Source organism: Pseudomonas sp. 22189 (assembly GCF_052045635.1).
In the GTDB taxonomy this organism is placed as follows: domain Bacteria; phylum Pseudomonadota; class Gammaproteobacteria; order Pseudomonadales; family Pseudomonadaceae; genus Aquipseudomonas; species Aquipseudomonas parakoreensis.
In genome coordinates this window covers 14,157-33,340 of sequence record NZ_JBQEPG010000042.1, presented here as the reverse complement: position 1 = coordinate 33,340, position 19,184 = coordinate 14,157, and the positions used below count along the sequence as shown (strand labels likewise).

14 protein-coding genes are annotated in these 19,184 nt (G+C 60.6%); 5 read left to right on the top strand and 9 right to left on the bottom strand.

Translation table 11 applies throughout. The features are described from left to right. Nucleotides 1-106 precede the first annotated feature (106 nt). Nucleotides 107-577 carry a DUF1289 domain-containing protein gene (locus ACTJKS_RS26590; RefSeq protein WP_007965774.1) on the bottom strand — a complete coding sequence of 157 codons (471 nt, stop codon included), beginning with the start codon at nt 575-577 and terminating at the stop codon, nt 107-109. A 467-nt stretch (nt 578-1,044) separates the two neighbouring features. Here ACTJKS_RS26590 and acnB point away from each other — a divergent pair, with 467 nt between their 5' ends. Then, nucleotides 1,045-3,654 (top strand): bifunctional aconitate hydratase 2/2-methylisocitrate dehydratase, encoded by a 2,610-nt coding sequence (acnB, locus tag ACTJKS_RS26585; protein ID WP_047293641.1) that lies wholly within the window; start codon nt 1,045-1,047, stop codon nt 3,652-3,654. Nucleotides 3,655-3,813: 159 nt separating this feature from the next. On the opposite strand, the gene ACTJKS_RS26580 is transcribed toward acnB, so the two are convergent. The 3 genes from ACTJKS_RS26580 to ACTJKS_RS26570 form a co-directional block, all read right to left on the bottom strand. Further along, nucleotides 3,814-5,466: a SulP family inorganic anion transporter gene (locus ACTJKS_RS26580; protein WP_108182978.1), complete on the bottom strand. Its 1,653-nt coding sequence runs from the start codon at nt 5,464-5,466 to the stop codon at nt 3,814-3,816. 151 nt (nt 5,467-5,617) lie between these two features. After that, nucleotides 5,618-6,898, bottom strand: a complete 1,281-nt coding sequence (locus ACTJKS_RS26575) for an HAAAP family serine/threonine permease (protein WP_041067380.1) — start codon at nt 6,896-6,898, stop codon at nt 5,618-5,620. Nucleotides 6,899-7,151: 253 nt separating this feature from the next. Next, nucleotides 7,152-7,322 (bottom strand): hypothetical protein, encoded by a 171-nt coding sequence (locus ACTJKS_RS26570; protein WP_174377316.1) that lies wholly within the window; start codon nt 7,320-7,322, stop codon nt 7,152-7,154. Nucleotides 7,323-7,795: 473 nt separating this feature from the next. On the opposite strand from ACTJKS_RS26570, the gene ACTJKS_RS26565 reads away from it, so the two are divergent. Together ACTJKS_RS26565 and ACTJKS_RS26560 are read left to right on the top strand one after the other, a co-directional pair. Further along, nucleotides 7,796-8,179: a tautomerase family protein gene (locus tag ACTJKS_RS26565; protein ID WP_108182979.1), complete on the top strand. Its 384-nt coding sequence runs from the start codon at nt 7,796-7,798 to the stop codon at nt 8,177-8,179. A 195-nt stretch (nt 8,180-8,374) separates the two neighbouring features. Further along, entirely contained in the window at nt 8,375-9,343 is a 969-nt protein-coding gene (locus ACTJKS_RS26560; RefSeq protein ID WP_041067386.1) for a 2-hydroxyacid dehydrogenase, read from the top strand. On the opposite strand, the gene tssA is transcribed toward ACTJKS_RS26560, so the two are convergent. Genes tssA through ACTJKS_RS26535 form a run of 5 tightly spaced genes read right to left on the bottom strand, consistent with a single transcriptional unit; the run spans nt 9,340 to nt 16,841 of the window. After that, complete coding sequence (gene tssA, locus ACTJKS_RS26555) at nt 9,340-10,422, bottom strand: type VI secretion system protein TssA (RefSeq protein ID WP_108182980.1); 1,083 nt, start codon at nt 10,420-10,422, stop codon at nt 9,340-9,342. The genes ACTJKS_RS26560 and tssA overlap by 4 nt on opposite strands. Next, nucleotides 10,419-14,243: a type VI secretion system protein gene (locus ACTJKS_RS26550; RefSeq protein ID WP_142580022.1), complete on the bottom strand. Its 3,825-nt coding sequence runs from the start codon at nt 14,241-14,243 to the stop codon at nt 10,419-10,421. Before ACTJKS_RS26550 ends, tssA begins: the two co-directional genes overlap by 4 nt. Further along, nucleotides 14,240-15,016: a DotU/TssL family secretion system protein gene (locus ACTJKS_RS26545; RefSeq protein WP_108182982.1), complete on the bottom strand. Its 777-nt coding sequence runs from the start codon at nt 15,014-15,016 to the stop codon at nt 14,240-14,242. Before ACTJKS_RS26545 ends, ACTJKS_RS26550 begins: the two co-directional genes overlap by 4 nt. Nucleotides 15,017-15,034: 18 nt before the next feature. Next, a complete protein-coding gene (gene tssK / locus ACTJKS_RS26540) occupies nt 15,035-16,366 on the bottom strand; it encodes a type VI secretion system baseplate subunit TssK (RefSeq protein WP_041067450.1) in 1,332 nt (443 codons plus the stop codon). Nucleotides 16,367-16,412: 46 nt separating this feature from the next. Beyond that, complete coding sequence (locus ACTJKS_RS26535) at nt 16,413-16,841, bottom strand: type VI secretion protein (RefSeq protein ID WP_108182983.1); 429 nt, start codon at nt 16,839-16,841, stop codon at nt 16,413-16,415. Between the two features lie 244 nt (nt 16,842-17,085). Between ACTJKS_RS26535 and tssB the strand changes: the two genes are divergently transcribed. Next, nucleotides 17,086-17,628: a type VI secretion system contractile sheath small subunit gene (tssB, locus tag ACTJKS_RS26530; RefSeq protein ID WP_041067400.1), complete on the top strand. Its 543-nt coding sequence runs from the start codon at nt 17,086-17,088 to the stop codon at nt 17,626-17,628. 29 nt (nt 17,629-17,657) lie between these two features. Beyond that, the gene (gene tssC / locus ACTJKS_RS26525) at nt 17,658-19,142 is read left to right on the top strand and encodes a type VI secretion system contractile sheath large subunit (RefSeq protein ID WP_108182984.1); all 1,485 of its coding nucleotides are present in this window, start codon (nt 17,658-17,660) and stop codon (nt 19,140-19,142) included. The last annotated feature ends 42 nt before the right edge of the window (nt 19,143-19,184 follow it).

Here is a 19,184-nt window from a genome sequence, read left to right as displayed (position 1 = left end):
GTCAACATTGATATTGGATGCACCGCCCTCATCGCTGGCAAGCCAGCTCCCACAATATTTGCATTTCACTCCGATCATTGTGGGAGCGAGCCTGCTCGCGAAGCTTCTAGGCGCCGAAGGCGTCCTTGAGAAAGCCCGGTGCGATATAGCGCTGATAATGCGCTTCCGACAGCAGGAAAAATTCCCGATCAATGGCATCGCGCAACTCCGGTAGGTTCCAGTCGCGGAACTCCGGCAGCAACACCATCCCATAGGCTTCCAGATTAATGATCACCCGCGCCCCGCGCGCAATCAGCTGATAGGCCCAGCAATATTCCGACTGATGCGGCACGAAGCGGATCTTGCGCTGCTCCAGCTGTTGGCGCAGGCGCGCCGGATCGAAGATCTCGACCTTGCTCGCCATCACTTGTGACAGCAATTGCTCCAGACGCAACCACACCGCACGCTTTTCCTCCTCGCCGTAACCATTCCAGTGGATCACTTCGTGGTGGAAACGCTTGCAGCCACGGCACACCAGATCTCCGTAAACAGTGGAGCAGAGGCCGACGCAGGGGGTTTTGATGGTCTGATTGGGCATAAATTGGCAAAACACTGAAACGCGGAACAGGTCGGCATGTTAGCCCTTTGTCGGCCATTGATCACCCCTCAAACGTCAGGGGCAAGCGCTGGATCGCGGTTTGGCGCGCCCGTGCACAACGCCACCAAAGTCCAATAGAGCGCGACTTACCTTTAAATTTTTTTTGCCGTAGAATCAGCCAGCCTTTTAAGGCGCCAATGTCCGTTAGAAGCTGTTTTCAAAGCGTCACGAGCACAGTCGTTCCTTCAGAGCGGTGTTGGCGAAAGGTTTTTCCAGCGGGGAAAAGCCCAACGCCAACCCTCATCAGCTCCCCGTTCTGCAGGCGTAAAACTTTGAAAGCAGCTTCTGTAAGGAATTGCCGGTAATTCTGGCCAAACGACTCACAACGTCGTGCGGTGCATGAGTACGGCAGTTTCGGGATGAGCGTCCCGGACACCCATTTGGGACCACTGATGAGGGTAATAACTGTGCTTGAAGCCTACCGCAAACATATCGAAGAGCGTGCAGCCCTGGGTATTGTTCCCCAGCCGCTTAACGCCGAACAAACTGCAGGCCTGGTCGAGCTGCTGAAGAATCCTCCGGCTGGCGAAGAAGCTTTCCTCGTTGACCTGATCACCAATCGCGTACCACCAGGAGTGGACGAAGCCGCTTACGTCAAAGCCGGTTTCCTGTCGGCCCTGGCCAAAGGCGAAGTCACCTCCCCTCTGCTGGACAAGAAGCGCGCTGTAGAACTGCTCGGCACCATGCAGGGCGGCTACAACATCGTGACCCTCGTTGAGCTGCTGGACAACGCCGAGCTGGCGCCAGTGGCTGCCGAAGAACTCAAGCACACCCTGCTGATGTTCGATGCCTTCCACGACGTGGCTGAAAAAGCCAAGAACGGCAACGTTCACGCCAAAGCCGTGCTGCAATCCTGGGCTGACGGCGAGTGGTTCAAGAAGCGCCCTGTGCTGGCCGACAAGATCAGCCTGCGCGTATTCAAGGTCACCGGCGAAACCAACACCGACGACCTGTCGCCTGCACCAGACGCCTGGTCGCGTCCTGACATCCCGCTGCACGCCCTGGCCATGCTGAAAATGGCCCGTGACGGCATCGTTCCGGACGAGCAAGGCAAGACCGGCCCGATGAAGCAGATCGAAGAAATGCGCGGTCAAGGCTTCCCGATCGCCTACGTCGGTGACGTGGTCGGTACCGGTTCCTCGCGTAAATCGGCGACCAACTCGGTGCTGTGGTTCTTCGGCGACGACATCCCTTACGTGCCGAACAAGCGCGCTGGCGGTTTCTGCTTCGGCAGCAAAATCGCTCCGATCTTCTACAACACCATGGAAGATGCCGGCGCACTGCCGATCGAGTTCGACGTGTCGAACATGAACATGGGCGACGTGATCGACCTGTACCCGCACGCCGGCAAAGTCTGCAAGCACGGTACCGACGAAGTCATCACCACCTTCGAAATGAAGACCCCTGTGCTGCTGGACGAAGTCCGTGCCGGCGGTCGTATCCCGCTGATCATCGGCCGTGGCCTGACCGAGAAGGCTCGCGCCGAACTGGGTCTGCCTGCGTTCGACCTGTTCAAGAAGCCGGAAGCACCGGCTGAAAGCACCAAGGGCTTCACCCTGGCGCAGAAAATGGTCGGCAAGGCGTGCGGTCTGGCAGAAGGCAAAGGCGTTCGTCCTGGCACCTACTGCGAACCGAAAATGACCACCGTAGGTTCTCAGGACACCACCGGTCCAATGACCCGTGACGAACTGAAAGACCTGGCGTGCCTGGGCTTCTCCGCTGACCTGGTGATGCAGTCCTTCTGCCACACCGCGGCGTATCCGAAGCCGATCGACGTGACCACCCACCACACCCTGCCTGACTTCATCATGACCCGCGGCGGCGTTTCCCTGCGTCCGGGCGACGGCATCATCCACTCGTGGCTGAACCGCATGCTGCTGCCGGATACCGTCGGTACCGGTGGTGACTCGCACACCCGTTTCCCGATGGGCATCTCGTTCCCGGCCGGTTCCGGTCTGGTCGCGTTCGCCGCTGCCACCGGTGTCATGCCGCTGGACATGCCGGAATCGATCCTGGTGCGCTTCAAAGGCAAAATGAAACCTGGCATCACCCTGCGTGACCTGGTTCATGCCATTCCTTACTTCGCCATCCAGAACGGTCTGCTGACCGTCGAGAAGAAAGGCAAGAAAAACGCCTTCTCCGGCCGCATCCTGGAAATCGAAGGCCTGGAAGGTCTGACCCTGGAACAGGCATTCGAACTGTCCGACGCCTCGGCCGAACGTTCGGCTGCCGGTTGCACCATCAAGCTGTCGAAAGAGTCGATCACCGAGTACCTGCAATCCAACATCACCCTGCTGCGCTGGATGATCGGCGAAGGCTACGGCGATGCACGTACCCTGGAACGTCGCGCGCAAGCGATGGAAGCCTGGATCGCCAACCCGCAACTGATGGAAGCCGATGCCGACGCCGAATACGCCGAAATCATCGAAATCGATCTGGCCGACATCAACGAGCCGGTACTGTGCGCGCCGAACGATCCGGACGACGCCCGTCTGCTGTCCAGCGTCGCTGGCGAGAAGATCGACGAAGTGTTCATCGGTTCGTGCATGACCAACATCGGTCACTTCCGCGCTGCCGGTAAACTGCTGGATCAGGTCAAGGGTCAGCTGCCAACCCGTCTGTGGCTGTCGCCGCCGACCAAGATGGACGCTCACCAACTGACCGAAGAAGGCTACTACGGCATCTACGGCAAGGCTGGCGCGCGCATGGAAATGCCAGGCTGCTCGCTGTGCATGGGTAACCAGGCACGCGTTGAGCCGAACAGCACCGTGGTCTCGACGTCGACCCGTAACTTCCCGAACCGTCTGGGCGACGGCGCGAACGTCTACCTGGCTTCGGCCGAACTGGCGTCCGTGGCTTCGATCCTGGGTCGCCTGCCGACCGTCGAGGAGTACATGGAATACGCTGGCAAGATCGACAGCATGGCGGCCGATGTTTACCGCTACCTGTCCTTCGACCAGATCGCCGAGTTCCGTGAAGCGGCTGCGAACGCCAAGATTCCGGTCGTTCAAGCCTGACGTTACAAAGCAATAGAAAACGCCGCCCATCGTGAGATGCGCGGCGTTTTTTTATGCGTGCTCTGTTCCACATCATTCCTTGTAGGAGCTGCCGAAGGCTGCGATCTTTGCTCTTGATTTTAAAAAGCAAGATCAAAAGATCGCAGCCTCCGGCAGCTCCTACAGGGAGGCGTCAGGCTTCAAGGCCTGCTGCACCGCACCATCGACGCTCAGCCCGCTGAGTATCACCCCGTTGGCCGTTACCTCCGGCAACGCCTCCAACGCGACCAGCGCTTCCTGTTTGAGCCGCGCCAGAATCAGCCGCTTGCCCTCCTGATGCACCCGCAGGAAAAACTCCTGCATCGCCTCGATACTGGTGCCGTCCAGGTCCGGGGTTTCCTCCAGACTGAGGATCACCGTGTGCAGCGGCACTTGCGAATGACGAATCAAATGCAGCGCCGCACCGAGAATCCGCTCCACATTGGCGAAAAACAATGCCTCACTGGGTCGCACAATCAGCACTCCGGGCTCAACCGTCGCCGTTGGATGTCGCTGCAAATCGACAAAATCGTGCCCGCCGTCGATTCGCCCGAGCACCTGAATGTCCGCCGCCGACATCTGTTTGAGCATCAGCAACACGCTGATTGCCACCGACACCAGCAAGCCGTCGAGAATGCCCAGCACCAGCACCGCCCCCACCGCGCACATCACCAGCAGCCGATCCCGGCGCCAGACGAAGTAGCGCCCCAGCGGCTGCAGACTCAAGCCACGCGCCAGCGCATGAATCACGATGGCCGCCAGAATCGGCTCCGGCGTCAGGGCGATCCATGGCAACACCGTCAGCACGATCACCAGTACCACCAGCGCCGCTACGCCACCGGCCCAGCGTGACGTCGCCCCGGCTGCCTCGTTCGCCGACGTCGCCGAATACCCGGCCCCCGCCGGCATGCCATGGAACAATCCGGACAACAGATTCGAGGCCCCCAGCGCCAGCAGATCACGGTTGGAGGTCACACGATCACCGTGTTTGAGGGCGAACGCACTGATCGAGCCGTACGACTCTGCATACAGAATCATCACCAGCGCGAACCCCACCTCCCCCAGCCGCAGCCAGTCGGCAAACGGCAGCACCGGCAGGTTCGGTACTTCCAGGCTCAGGTCGATCAAGCCGATCAACTTCACACCGTGGGCCGGCAGGTTCAGCCATTGCCCGGCGACGATACCGATCACTACCACCAGCAAACCGCCGGGCACCCGTGGAAAACGGGAGAACAGGCTCAACAACAGCAGAGCCACCGCAGCGACAGCAGCCGCCGGCCAGTTCCATTGCGGCAGTTGTTCGAGCAATTGCGGGGCGAAGCGCACCAGATTGGCGTCGGTCAGGTGCACGCCGACCACGCTGGCGACCTGTTTGAGGATGATCGTCAGCGCCAGGCCGAAGGCGAAACCGCGCAATACCGGTTTGGCGATAAACGAAGTCACGCTGCCGAAGCGAAAGATCCCCGCCAGCAAGAACAGCCCACCGGTGACCAGTACCAAGCCGACCGCCAGCGTCGCGCGTAACTGCGGGTCGCCATTGGCCATGGTCGCGGTGGTCGCCGCCAGCACCGCCGCTGACGAAGACGTGGCCGAGACAATGGCAAAGCGGCTGGTGCCAAACAGCCCGTAGCAGAGCAATCCGGCAAACAGGGCAATCACGCCGGCCTGCGGCGCCAGCGCGGCGATGGTCGAATAGGCGACCGCTTCGGGCAAGAGCAGCCCGGCAATCGACAGGCCGGCGAGGATGTCACGCCAGCGATTGGTGGGTTCTACCGGTTGGGCCGTACTCGACAATCCACTGTCTCCAGACGAAAAAAAGCCGCTGTGCATGAGAGATGCGCAGCGGCCTACTGTAGCTGAAAAGCGAAAGATCGCAGCCTTCGGCAGCTCCTACAGGTATACACAAACCCTGTAGGAGCTGCCGCAGGCTGCGATCTCTTGATCTTCAAGCAGTCAGCGAATAAATCAACGCCGAAATCGCCACCAGACCTACGGCGGTGACAAACACGTTCGACGCCTGACCGCGATAGCGCGCCATCGCCGGTACTTTGCGGATCGCGTACATCGGCATCAGGAACAGAATCGCAGCGATCACCGGGCCACCGATGGTCTCGATCATCCCGAGAATGCTCGGGTTCAGGGTTGCGACGATCCAGCACACCACCAGCATGAACGCCGCCACGATGCGATCCAGCGCCTTGGCGCCCGGACGCTTGCCGCTCTTGACGATCAGGCCCTTGAGGCCTTCGCTGGCGCCGATGTAGTGACCGAGAAACGACTTGGAGATCGCCACAAACGCAATCAACGGCGCCGCGAACGCGATGGTCGGGTTGCTGAAGTGGTTGGCCAGGTAGGACAGGATCGACAGGTTCTGCGCCTTGGCTTCGGCCAGTTGTTCCGGCGACAGGGTCAGCACGCAGCTGAAGACGAAGAACAGCACCATCACCACCATCAACAGGTGGGCACGGCAGAGGATCTGCGAGCTGCGCTGGTCAGCGTTGACACCGTAACGACGCTTCTGATCCACCGCAAACGCCGAGATGATCGGCGAGTGGTTGAACGAAAACACCATGACCGGAATCGCCAGCCACAGTGTGTGCAGCAGCGCCGACGGTGCCGGCACTTGCGAGGCGGTGGTGAGAATGCCGCCGTTCCAGTGCGGAATCAGGTACACCGCGAGGAACAGCAGCGCAACGATGAACGGATACACCATCAGGCTCATCGCCTTGACGATGGCCTGCTCGCCGCAACGTACAACGGCGAGCAGGCCGAGGATCAACACGAACGACAGCAGCGCGCGCGGTGGCGGCGTGATGTGCAGTTGGTGTTCCAGGAAACTGGCGACCGTGTTGGTCAGGCCGACGCTGTAGATCAGCAGGATCGGGAAGATGGCGAAGAAGTACAGCAGGGTGATCAGCGCACCGGCCTTGATGCCGAAATGCTGCTCGACCACGTCAGTGATGTCGGCGCCTTCGCGACCGGAGAGGACGAAGCGGGTCAGGCCTCGGTGGGCAAAGAACGTCATCGGGAAGGCCAGCAGCGCGAGGATCACCAGCGGCCAGAAGCCACCCAGACCGGCGTTGATCGGCAAAAACAGGGTACCGGCGCCAATGGCCGTCCCGAACAGTCCCAACATCCACGTGGTGTCATGGCGATTCCAGCTCGACAGTTCAGCTGGTGCTGCCGCTTCATAGCGTTCGTCGACGCTATTGGCCTGATCATTCATCCGGTCGGATCTCCGCATTCCGGTCACTTGCCACTCGGTCGGGACGCGTCGAAAAAAACCGACAGACATGCTCCGGCCGAAACAGAGGCGCGATTCTCCGTGATAAATGAGCAGAAGCAAAGACTTAGCTGAGGAATGGTTGTACGGAGCAGATCAGTGGGTTGTCGTTTTCGGGAAAATAGCTGTCGGCTTCGGATACGTGAAATGTCGCTTTTCGACAAGCTCCAGCGCCAAATCCACCGGCAAGGCCTGATCAGATTGATCGAGCCAGGAGAAATCCGAGTGACATGCAAAACAGGCCGAACGCCAGCATTCCCCAGATTGGGTACATATCGCCCTTGTTTTTGATGCGCATTCTTTCAACGTCCTCATCGTATTCTCGATCTGCCCGTTCAATCATGGCCTGACGGTCAAATGTACTCATGGTGATTTCCTTCTTAGAGAGTGGGGTTGAATGGTACAAACGCGAACACTTAAAACTTGAGTGAAAGTCCTACTACGGCCGCTGTTGCGGTCAACACCCCAGTGACTACCGCAAACGGATAAAAATACGTATCCCACCTCAACTTCTTTTCTTCCGCGATAAGCTTTTTTCTCTCGGCCGCCAGTTTCCGTATTTCACTCATTATCCTTTCGAGTTCCAGGTGTTCTCGATTGTTTTGAAGCATTTGCCTTCCTTGGCTGTTGGTAGTCACTACCCGAGCTGCTTTGTGCCTCATGATTGCTTGCTCATCACCATTCCGGTAGCAGACGCATCTGCCAAATTCGTAGGCAAAATCCGCGAAAAACGTAGGTAGCCTCGTACAAAAACAGCGGCGAGCTCATCACCCCACACTTTCAATCTGGCCGACATGTTCTAGCGTGAGAGGAGTCCCTTGCCCCACGGAGTCTTTGCCCATGCCCCTCGTCCGCGTCGAAATCAAAAAGCACTCTGATCCCACCTTCGCCAAACGCATCGGCGAGCAGATCTACGCCGCCATGCGCAGCACCATCAACGTGCCGGAGCACGACAACTTCCAGATCCTCAACGAGCACGACGGCGAGCATTTCATCTTCGACCCGCAGTACCTGGGCATTCAGCGCAGCGATGGGTTGGTGATCATCCAGATCACCCTCAATGAAGGCCGGACGCTGGAGCAGAAAAAAGCCCTGTACCAGACCATCGCGCACAGCCTGAACAGTCAACTGGGCATTCGCCTGGAAGACGTGTTCATCAATCTGGTGGAAGTCAAAAAGGAAAACTGGTCGTTCGGCAACGGCATCGCCCAATACGCCAGTTGACTGGACTCGTTGGCGCCTTCGTGCAGCCGATCAACGATACCGGGTCGAGCTTCTGACGAAGCGCCCGCGCGCTCCCCGTTTCAGCTCCTACACTGGCTGAAGCGGGGCTGCGGCCATCATTGCCAAAGCGCTCTGGAATCAGCACTCTGACACGATATTCGCGACCGAACCGCCATTGATCACAGGAGCCGCGCAATGCCCGCCACCGTTCTGGTACTGGTTGAAACCATCAATGACTATCTGCCGATTCTCGAGCATCAGGGCTTTCATCTGATCCTCGCGCCAACCCCTGCCGAACGCGCGCAAGCCATCGCCACCCACGGGGCACGGATCGACGCTGTACTGACTCGTGGCCCGCTGGGCCTGACCGCCGAGGAAATCGCCGCCCTGCCGGCGCTGAAGATCATCACCGTGATCGGTGCCGGTTACGAACACGTCGACCTGCAGGCCGCCAGCGATCGCGGGATTACCGTGACCAACGGCGCCGGGGTCAACGCCTCGTCGGTGGCCGACCATGCCCTGGCCATGCTGCTGGCACTGGTACGCGACATTCCGCGCTGCGACGCGGCGGTGCGCCGGGGTGAATGGCCGAAGATCATGCGCCCGTCGCTGGCCAATAAACGCCTGGGGATTCTCGGCCTGGGGGCGGTGGGCATGGCGATTGCCAAGCGTGCTCACCTTGGTTTCGACATGCAGATCAGTTACCACAACCGGCAGCTGCGCAGTGATGTGCCCTATGCGTTCTGCTCCACGCCGACCGAACTGGCGCGGGCCTCGGATTTTCTGATCGTCGCCACGCCGGGCGGGATTGGCACCCAGCATCTGGTGACGCGCCCGGTACTTGATGCTCTGGGCCCGACCGGTTTCATCGTCAATATCGCCCGGGCCAGCGTGATCGCCACGGCCGAGTTGATCAGCGCACTTGAGCAACGACGGATTGCCGGGGCTGCGCTGGACGTGTTCGATCACGAACCGCAGGTGCCGGATGCGCTGAAAACCCTGAACAATGTGATTCTCACGCCGCATGTCGCCGGTCTGTCGCCGGAAGCCACACAAGGTACGGTGGAACTGGTGGGGAAAAACCTGATGGCATTCTTTTCGGGGCAACCGGTGCTGACGCCGGTTGAGCTACCGCCGAAACTGGGCAATCAACGCGTGCACTAAAGCACGCCGAGCAAGGTCCACAAACGTCGCGACTCGGCGTCGGCGCTGATCAATTCGCCGAGCAATTCACTCAACGGCTTGTTGCCCCACTCTACCCCGCGCCGAATCAGGTAAGGCACCGGGCTGTGGGGCTCGGTGCGGGCCAAGTATTCGGCAATCAGCAGCAATTGGCGGTAAGCCTCTTCACGACTGGCCGGCTCACGGAAAATCTGTGCGACCGACGCTGCTTCGCGCGTGTGAACCTCGGTGACAGGCGCCTCAACTACCGCAGGCGGTGGTGCCGGTTGTTGCGGGTGCATGGCAATGAACTCCTGAACCAGTGTCAGCAACGCTTGAATGGTTTCCTGCAAGGGGCGAAATCCCGGCCCCTGATCGCCAAGATACGCATCGCTCCAGGCGTCCAGTCGCTGCAGATGCTGCAGGCTCAGCAGTAAGTTACCCTGCATGCGCAGCCAGAACGCCATGGGCGTGACGCGTATTTGATCGTCGAGTTTCTTCTGTTCGTTGCGCGCGACGTCAGACGAGGCCTTGGCGTTTTTGCTGTCATTGGCCTTGACTTGCTGCACCTGCAAGCGGCGCCAGACATCGAGGGTGTAAACCTCGAAATCACTGTTATTCGTGCCGAACAGCGGCACTCGCGTCAGCAGAACATCGCTGTAGCGCCGCACTAGCCATTCCAGCGGAATGACCCGCCACGACTGATCACCGTCCTCGGCCTGCGGATGCAGGTGCTCGGGATAGCGTTCGCACAGGCCGGCGATCAGCGCCAGGCTGCCGGGCAAACCATCCAGTGCCTGCAGATGCAGCCACGCCTCGCCCAGCCACGCGGCGAGCATCAGGTCCTTACTGCGCTCCAGCAGCAAGACCGTGGTCAACGCTTCGAGCTCCGGCCAGTTCGCCCGCTTGACTGCCGACTGCCAGACCCCGGTCGGCAGGCTGGTGTCGTCCTCGCGGCGCAAATCGCGCAACTGATCGTACTCACGTTCGTAACGCAAATCCGTCCCACAGGGCTGCTCGGCAGTGATGGGCGCCAGCAACTGATCGATCAGGTCCGGCAGAGTCGTCGATGGCAGGCTCACAAACCCTCCTCGTTGCGGGCATCCAGCGCGGCGGTGGCGCCGGTCTGTTGATACGGCGAGCGCGGTGCGCGGGTCGGCAGCGGCGAGATCGCCAGCGGCAATTTCGAGCCCTGACTCATCAGCGACAAGCGCACGAACATCCGTGTGAACTCACTGGTGACACTGTCGGTCGCCGCCGTCACCGGCAGACGCAACGTCAGTGGAAAGTCGGTGTAATCAAGATTCGGCTGCCGCTGCACCGAGAAATGCGCACGCATCAGCCGCAACAACGACCACGGCCCGCCATACTCCCAGCCCGCCTCCAGGTCGCGCACCACCAGGTTCGGTTGCAACGGATCGTTGACCGGACGCTCTTTGCCGTTACGTGCCCAGCGCAGGGTCAGGCGGATCGGCTGGCCGACCATCCAGCGCAGGTTCGGCTGTTCGGCACCGGGGTAGTTGACCTGTTGATTGCCCGCCAACAGGCCCCAGGCGATCACCTGATCGGCCCCCTTCTCCTCCTCGCGATCAGTGCGCCAGCGCACATCAATTTCAACCCCGAGAATGCCGCTCTTGTCGCGCACGAACAGCGGCGTCAGCCACACACTGGCCTGCTTCAGGCGCTTGAGAAAGTCTTCGGCCGCCAGGCGCTCCGGAGTCTGGCTCAGGATCAGTCCGGCCTGCGCCACCGGCAGGCGCTTGTCGATGATTTCGAGAAAGTGCTGAACCCGCGCCGGGTCGGCATCTTGCGCCTGCACACCGTTGGCAAACGGAAAGCGATCGGCCAGGTATTGATTGAAATAGGTAGCCAGCTCATTCCACGCCGCAGCCGCTTGCTGCTGTTGCAGGAATTGGCAGCGCTGCATCGCCGACTGCTGCAATTCCACCGCGCGCATCGCCAGGGTGCCACGCCCGCCCGTCAGGTTGGCTGTTTGCAGGACCTGCAGGCAGGAAGCAGTGTCCATCTCGACGAAATCACGACTGACCAGTTGCTCGATCTGCGCCGGAGAACTCGCCGGGTTGGCGTCCTTGTACTTGAGCAATTCATCGTTGAGTGCGCTGAACTGCGTCACTCGCTCGTAATCCAGCACCGACAGGTTGCCCTGCTGGGTCATCAGCCATTGCAGGGCTGGCGCGCGACGTTCGGTGATACCGAGCATGGTGTTGAACTGCTGTTTGAGGCTCAGCTTCAAGTCCTGTACATCGCTGGCGCCGTACAGTTGCAGACCAAGGTTTTTCGAACCATCCCACTGACTGATTTCAGTGCGCCCGCCAAACAGCGGTTGCGCGGTGATTTCGTCCAGGCCACTGACGATCTGCGCCAGCGCGCGCCGGTTCAACGCGCTTTGCAGACGCGCAGCCAGATCGCTGCGGTGCACCTCGACAAAAGCCTTCTGCAGGGCCATGGCCTGTTCGGCCTGAACATTGAATACCGCGTACGGATGTGTCTGATCGTCATGATCCTTGAGACTCAGCCACATTGCCTGTGCAGCGGCCGTTTCGGCAGCTTGCAGCAGCGCATCGCGATACACCGGCGGGATGCGCGGCAGCTCTTCGGCGACATAACTTTTATAGCTGGCGAAGTAGCTCAGTGAGGTATTAAGGTCGTCGCCGTCAACGGTCTGGCCCTGCATGTTGACGTTATCTTGCGTGGCACGCATTGCGATCGAAACAAAATCGCGCCGGAACAGCGCCTGCACCGCGTTGTTGAGTTTCACCACCTGATCCTGCAACGCCAGTTGTCCGCTGCCCTGCTGCACCAGCAGGTTGCCGCGTGAACCGACCTGGGCAATCCACTGATCGCGAAAGCTCTGCTGCAACTTGCTCGCCTGGGCGTCCAGTTGTTGTTCGACCGCTGGCCCGAGCAAGCTGCTCTTGCGTACCTTGTCGAGAAAGTCGCGATAACCCGGTACCAGTTCCTGCCCCTTGCCGCGACTCCAGGTCGAGTTGGTCAGAGCGATCGCCGCTTGCAGGTCATCGATCAGGGCGCGCAGGTCTTCCAGCTCGCTCAGGCTATTGCCGCTGCCGGCCTCCAGTTGTTCCAAATGCAGCTTGAGGTAGCCGGCCTTGCTGACGAAGTTGTCGGCGAGAAAATACTGGTCGAGCCAGCGCTCCATCAGCCCGTTGAAATTGCTGACAATCAGCGGCCGTTCCACGCTCAGGTCCAGCGCCTGCAAGTCACCGCCATCCCCCGCCGCGAGCAAGCGGTTGTAATAAGCGGCATGGGGCAATGTGGCGGGGTTAAGGTTGAGTGACAGCGCACTGTTGCTCAGTTGCACCAGATCATCCAGTGGTACCCGCTGGTTATTCTGCACTTCACCGAACAACTGGTTCTGCTGCTCGAGACGCAGCGCGCGATCCACCAGATCCGTGGCCTTCTGATAGTTCTGCCATTGCGCGGGGTCCTCGCTCTCGACGCTGGCACGCCGCTCAGTGCTGCGAATCGCCTTGATCTTCGCCAGCTCCGCGACCAGCAGATCGTGCAGCGGTACCAGCATATGGCGCTGGATCGAGCGGAACAGCTCCTGCTCCAGTTGCAGGTCGAAAGAGGAAAACCACGCGCTCGGAAACACCAGCGACGCATAGTGCCAGTGCGGGGCTTTTTCCAGCACGCGCCAGAAGCTCTGCACGTTACGCCGGGTCGGCTCGATGCGATGCGCTTCGTCGGTGACCGCGACGTAACTCTTCTGCGCGCCCTGCATCAGCCGCGCCAGTTCGTGAGCATCGCGCACCGAATCGCGCCAGATCCAGACCATCGCCACCGCCCATACCACCCCGACCACCAACGCGACGCCGGCAGTGATTCGCTGCCAGCGCTGACGCAAGCGCAACAGGCGCGGCACGCCCTGGGCCAGCCCCCGCTCGCCAACCACTCGCTGACGCCACAACTGACGCACGAACGCACTGCGTTGCAGGCCGCTGTCGTCAGCGCAAAAGCCATCAAGCGCATCGTCAGCTGGCTGATTGGCACTGAAGTAAAGACCGCGAAAACACGCGGCCTCGCCCTGCGCATTACCTTGAAATACCGGCTCCAGTACGTTTTGCAAACCACGGCGCAAGGTTTCGATACGTTCCGGCAACGCGTACAGGTCCGCGCTCGGGTGCCCGGACAGCGTGCCGATCTCAATCACCGCTTCGGCCAGTGCTCGGTGCAATCGATCCATGGCCTGATCGCTCCACTGGCCCTGCCACACTGCATCGCGTGGGTAAGGCGATGACCAGCCCAAAGTGCGATCACGGGCCTCGTCGGGCAGTGCACTGATCAGCTCCTGAAATCCCGGCAGCTCTTCAAGCCCGGTGATGATCACGTACACCGGCACACTCAAGCCGAAACGCTGCAGCAGATCGATAAAGCGGCGGCGTGCCGCCAGCCCGAGTTGGGTGGCCTGCTCCAGGTTGCCCAGGCGACTGGCTGGCACCGTCCAGATAATCCCGTCCAGCGGACGTTTGCTGCGCAGGCGCAAGATCAGCCCGAGCAGACGCCACCAGCCTCCGCGCTGCAAGTGCATGCCGTCTTCGGGCAGGAACAAAGTCTGCGGCACCACCAGCACCGCGCCTTCGGGGTCCGACCACCAGCGGCCGAACCACGCTGGCTTGTCGGTGGGTTGCAGGTGCCATTCGTTGACCAATTGCGTGCCCTGGCGTTCGTCGCCGAGCATCAACAGCCACGGTATCTGGTAGCGGTCCTGAGTGCCCTGCTCTTGCTCCATGTGCCGCACCGACGTATAGAAACTGCGGATCGCCGCGCCGCTCTGGGTCCGCAGCCACCACACCAAAATCGCGATGATCAGCAGCAATAACAACAGCGCCACCACCCACGCGACAATCGTCAAAGTGCTCATGAGTCTTGCTCCGGAGCCACCACTGAAGCGCTGATTTGCAGCACCGGTTCCAGTTCAGAGCGGATGTCGCGCCACAGAAAATGGCCGATGCCAGTCAGCAACAGAACCATTGCGACAATCCCCAGTGCCAGGCGAAATCCGTCCGGCAACGCCGTGCGTACCGGCAGTTGCAACGGCGGGACCTGCGAGGGTTGCACCAGGCGCTGACTGACACCGGCGTAGTCGGCTTCGTCTTGCCAGGCAAAGCGGAACAGCGACAGCCGCCACTTTTCCAGTTGTGCCTGACTGTGTTCGCCGCGCAGTCGTCCGTGAAAGCCAAGGATCAGGCATTGCAGGTAGACATTGGCCAGATCGCGGCTGGTCGGTTGCTGTTCATCGAGCAGCGTTTCAATCGCCGCCGGCAGTTGCTCGCCAGCCTGACGCGTGGAATACAGACGCGACTCCAACGGTTTGCTCTGCCACGCCGATTGTCCCGGCCACGGGCTGAATAACAGGGTCTCATCAACCAGCGCAACGAAGGCATAGACCAGCGCCTTGACCTGCTCAGTGGCCGAATCGCCCACCCGCGAATACGCTGTGCGCCACAAGCGTTGCGAAGCCTGGGTCGAAAGTTCGACCACGCTGTCGACCAGTTCGGTCTCGTCCTCGTTGTCCTTGGGCAACTGGTTCCAGTCCAGCGACCATTGCTGCCACGTTTGCCGGAACGCGCTGCCGAGCGGCGCGTCCTGCAAACTCAGAGTTCTCGTTGCGGCCCCGGCAGTCCCTTCCGACATGCTGCGTTCCTTGTGTGATCAGGCACTTTCACTCGTCTGTGCAACAAACAGCACCACCTGCCACGGACTGCTGGTCAGCTTCGCTGCGGGCGCGGCGATCACCAGCGGTAGTTGTGCGTCGAACCACGCGCCTTCGGCAGTGATCACGAACAGTCGCGTGTCTTCGCCGACGCTGTAGGCCACTTGTTCATTGCGACTCATGGCCTGGTGGCTCAACCCGCTCATGCGCTGGCGGCTGAGCAAGGCAACGTGTGGCGAGGAGGCGATGATTGCACCACGCAGCCACTCGCTGGCCGCCTGCTCGCTGGCGCCGTTGGGCATGCGCAGGCCGATGACCAGCCGCTGGCTCGGTTGCTCATCGGGCAACTGGATGGAAAAACTCTGCTCGCCGCGTTCGAACGGCAGGCTGTGATAACCGGCACGGATCAATTCGAGAGTCGTTTCCAGCCATTGCAGCACCGTATCGTAACCGCGCTGCAACTCCAGAAAGTCCAGCGGCGCGAACGAAGGCACCCCGGCCAGCGGGTCGAGTGCCGACCATGCGCCAGCCAGACCGAGCAGTTGCACATACAGGCTTTGCGGGTGAGCGATGCGACTGTTGAGTGCGCCTTCGACTTCCGGCAATCGCGCCCATAACGCGGTCAATTGCCGGCGGATTTCCAGCGCATCATCCTGATTTCCGGCCTGTTGCGCCTGACGCAAGCGACCGCCGAGAAACAGGCACTTTTCCCGCGCCCGCGCGCACAATCCGGCAACCCGCCGGCCCAGCGGCGAATCGGGCAACAATAATGGAGTGGGAGGCGTGTAAGCCAACGCCAGGAAGCCGCCGCCCTCCTTGCGGATTTTCAACAACGGCAGGCAGATCGAATCGGCCTTGTTCAGTTGTGTACACAGGCGGGGATTGGGCCGCCACACGGTGATCGATTCCGGAAACTCGCCACTGGTCAGATCCGGCAGCGCGTCGCCGACTACCGATTGCAAACGCCCCTTGAGCGGCAGCAGTTGCCCGGCGCGCCACAACGGACTGATCGCCAGGTACACGGTAACGCTGGCGTCGTCGGTTTCGTTGATGGCCGGGCCGACATCCAGCTCCAGGGTCGGGCCGATACCGGCTTGCAGATCCACCGGCAAACCGTCGGGCATGGTGCCCTGCAACGCCAGCACGCGGACCACTCCCGCGCTCAAGGCCGAGGGATCGAATTCCATGCGATTGACGCCCCAGAACCATGGGTTGCACGCCTGCGCCAGATGCGCCCCGAGGGCTTCGGCGCGCAGGCCTTGCAACTGAAAATGCTGCGGCAGCAATTGCATGCCTTCGTGCCAGCAAACCGCGTCAGGTAGCAGACTCATACGACTCCCTTCGGCCATGCCGCAACCCGGCGGCGGGCGGTGTGTTTCAGTTTTCCTTGCTGACCAGGCTCATCTCGCGACTGTCGAACCTGAGCCAGGCCTCGCTCTGATCGTCGAGCCGCAAGCGGTGCGCTCCGGGTGTGTTATAGCTGGCGAAGACCAAAAGTCCAGCGGCCTTCTTGCCCCCCAGCGGGAAGGGTTGACGGTCGATGAATTGACCCGGCACCAGCTCCAGTCCCCAGACACTCATCAGTTGACGATAGTCGCGCTGGTATTGCTCGCGCTCGGCAAACCACTGGCTGGCGTTGATGCCCGACAGTTGCTTGAGCAGATCCGGATCGGCGACGGCGACGAAATCCACGGCAATCGGCGTGTCGTCATTGGCCTTGGGTGCGACATCGAGGGTCAGGCTGTCCAGTTCGACTTTGGGGCCGAAAAGAGAGCAGCCGGCGACCAGCGCAAACCAAACCACCATCAAAAAACGTCTGCACAAAATGAATTTTCCTTTTCCCGTGGCAGTCCAAAATCGTTTTTGCTTGCTTTTTTATAGACCTGTTCTAGCGTCTTGGATAGTTCGGTTCCAGCAGCCGAATGAGGAAGGTTTGTCAAAGGAACGACAGGTCATCTGCCACCCTTTCTAACCTACGGTCCAGTAAGGGAAAGCGATGAACGGGCCTCCCCGATGCATTGCGCCCGCCTTCGCATCGGAGTCAGCCACCATGGCAGAAAGTACTCAACACAAGCTCGACCGGGTCCGTCCGCCCCGAGTGCAAATCACCTACGACGTCGAAATCGGCAACGCCATCGAAAAAAAGGAATTGCCACTGGTGGTCGGGATCCTGGCTGATCTCTCCGGCAAGCCGCTTGAACCATTGGCAAAATTGACTGAACGGCGTTTTACCGAAATCGACCGCGACAACTTCAACGAAGTGCTCGCCTCCATCGGCCCTCGCGCCACCCTGCAAGTCAATAACACCCTCAGCGGCGACGACAGCAAGCTCAACATCGAGCTGAACTTCAAACACATCGACGACTTCGATCCGGTCAAGGTGGTGGAACAAATCACGCCACTGCGACGTTTGTTCGAAGCCCGCCAGCGCCTGCGCGATCTGTTGACCAAGCTCGACGGCAACGATGATCTGGACAAGCTGTTGCGCGACGTCATCGCCAACACCGAAGGTCTGCAAGAGATCAAATCGGCCCGCCCAGACACCGCTACCCCGGCCACTGACGCCGAGGCCCCGGCCGAACCGCAAGCCTGATCGTCCACTTAATCGAGGGAGCATCCGTCATGCCCGCCGCCGCCCAGAATCAAGCCAGCGACAATGCTGCAGCCGAAACCTTATCCCTGCTCGACCGGATCATCGCCGAGGGCCGTATGGCCCACGATGACAGTCAGCAGGATTACGCCCGCGACATGCTCGCGGAGTTCGCCACCCAAGTGCTTGACGAAGGCATGGCCATCGACAAGGACACCGTGGCGATGATCAACGACCGCATCAGCAAGATCGACGAACTGATCAGCGCCCAGCTCAACGAAGTCCTGCACCACCCTGACCTGCAAAAGCTCGAAGCCTCGTGGCGCGGTCTGCACATGCTGGTACAGAACACCGAAACCAGCGCCCGATTGAAATTGCGTCTGCTGAACGTCACGCAGAAAGAACTGCAGAACGACCTGGAAAAAGCCGTCGAATTCGACCAGAGCGCGCTGTTCAAGAAAATCTACGAAGAGGAGTACGGCACCTTCGGTGGCCATCCGTTCAGCCTGCTGGTCGGCGACTACACCTTCGGCCGGCATCCGCAGGACGTTGGCCTGCTGGAGAAACTGTCGAACGTCGCGGCCGCCGCTCACGCCCCCTTCATTGCCGCTGCCAGCCCACGGCTATTTGACATGAACAGCTTCACCGAACTGGCGGTGCCGCGTGATCTGTCGAAAGTTTTCGAGAGCCAGGAACTGATCAAGTGGCGCTCGTTCCGTGAGAGCGAAGACTCGCGTTACGTGTCGCTGGTACTGCCGCACTTCCTTCTGCGTCTGCCTTACGGCCCCGACACCGCGCCGGTGGAAGGCATCAACTACGTCGAGGACGTCAATGGCACCGACCACAGCAAATACCTGTGGGGCAACGCCGCGTGGGCGCTGTCGCAACGCATCACCGAGGCGTTCGCCAAGTACGGCTGGTGCGCGGCGATCCGTGGTGCAGAAGGCGGCGGCGCAGTCGAGGGCCTGCCGGCGCACACCTTCCGCACCAGTTCCGGCGACTTGTCACTGAAGTGCCCGACCGAAGTGGCAATCACCGACCGCCGCGAAAAAGAGCTCAACGATCTCGGCTTCATTGCGCTGTGCCACAAGAAGAACAGCGACGTCGCCGTATTCTTCGGCGGCCAGACCACCAACAAGTCCAAGGTCTACAACACCAACGAGGCCAACGCCAATGCACGCATCTCGGCGATGTTGCCTTACGTGCTCGCAGCCTCGCGTTTCGCCCATTACCTGAAGGTGATCATGCGCGACAAGGTCGGCAGTTTCATGACCCGCGACAACGTGCAGACCTACCTCAACAACTGGATCGCCGACTACGTGCTGATCAACGACAACGCGCCGCAGGAAATCAAGGCGCAATACCCGTTGCGTGAAGCGCGGGTGGACGTGACCGAGGTGGCCGGCAAACCGGGCGCCTATCGGGCGACCGTGTTCCTGCGCCCGCACTTCCAGCTTGAGGAACTGACGGCATCGATCCGCCTGGTGGCGACGTTGCCACCACCGGTTGCGGCCTGACCTTTACCCCCGCCGCAGCGGCGGGGGTTGTTCTTTTATCTA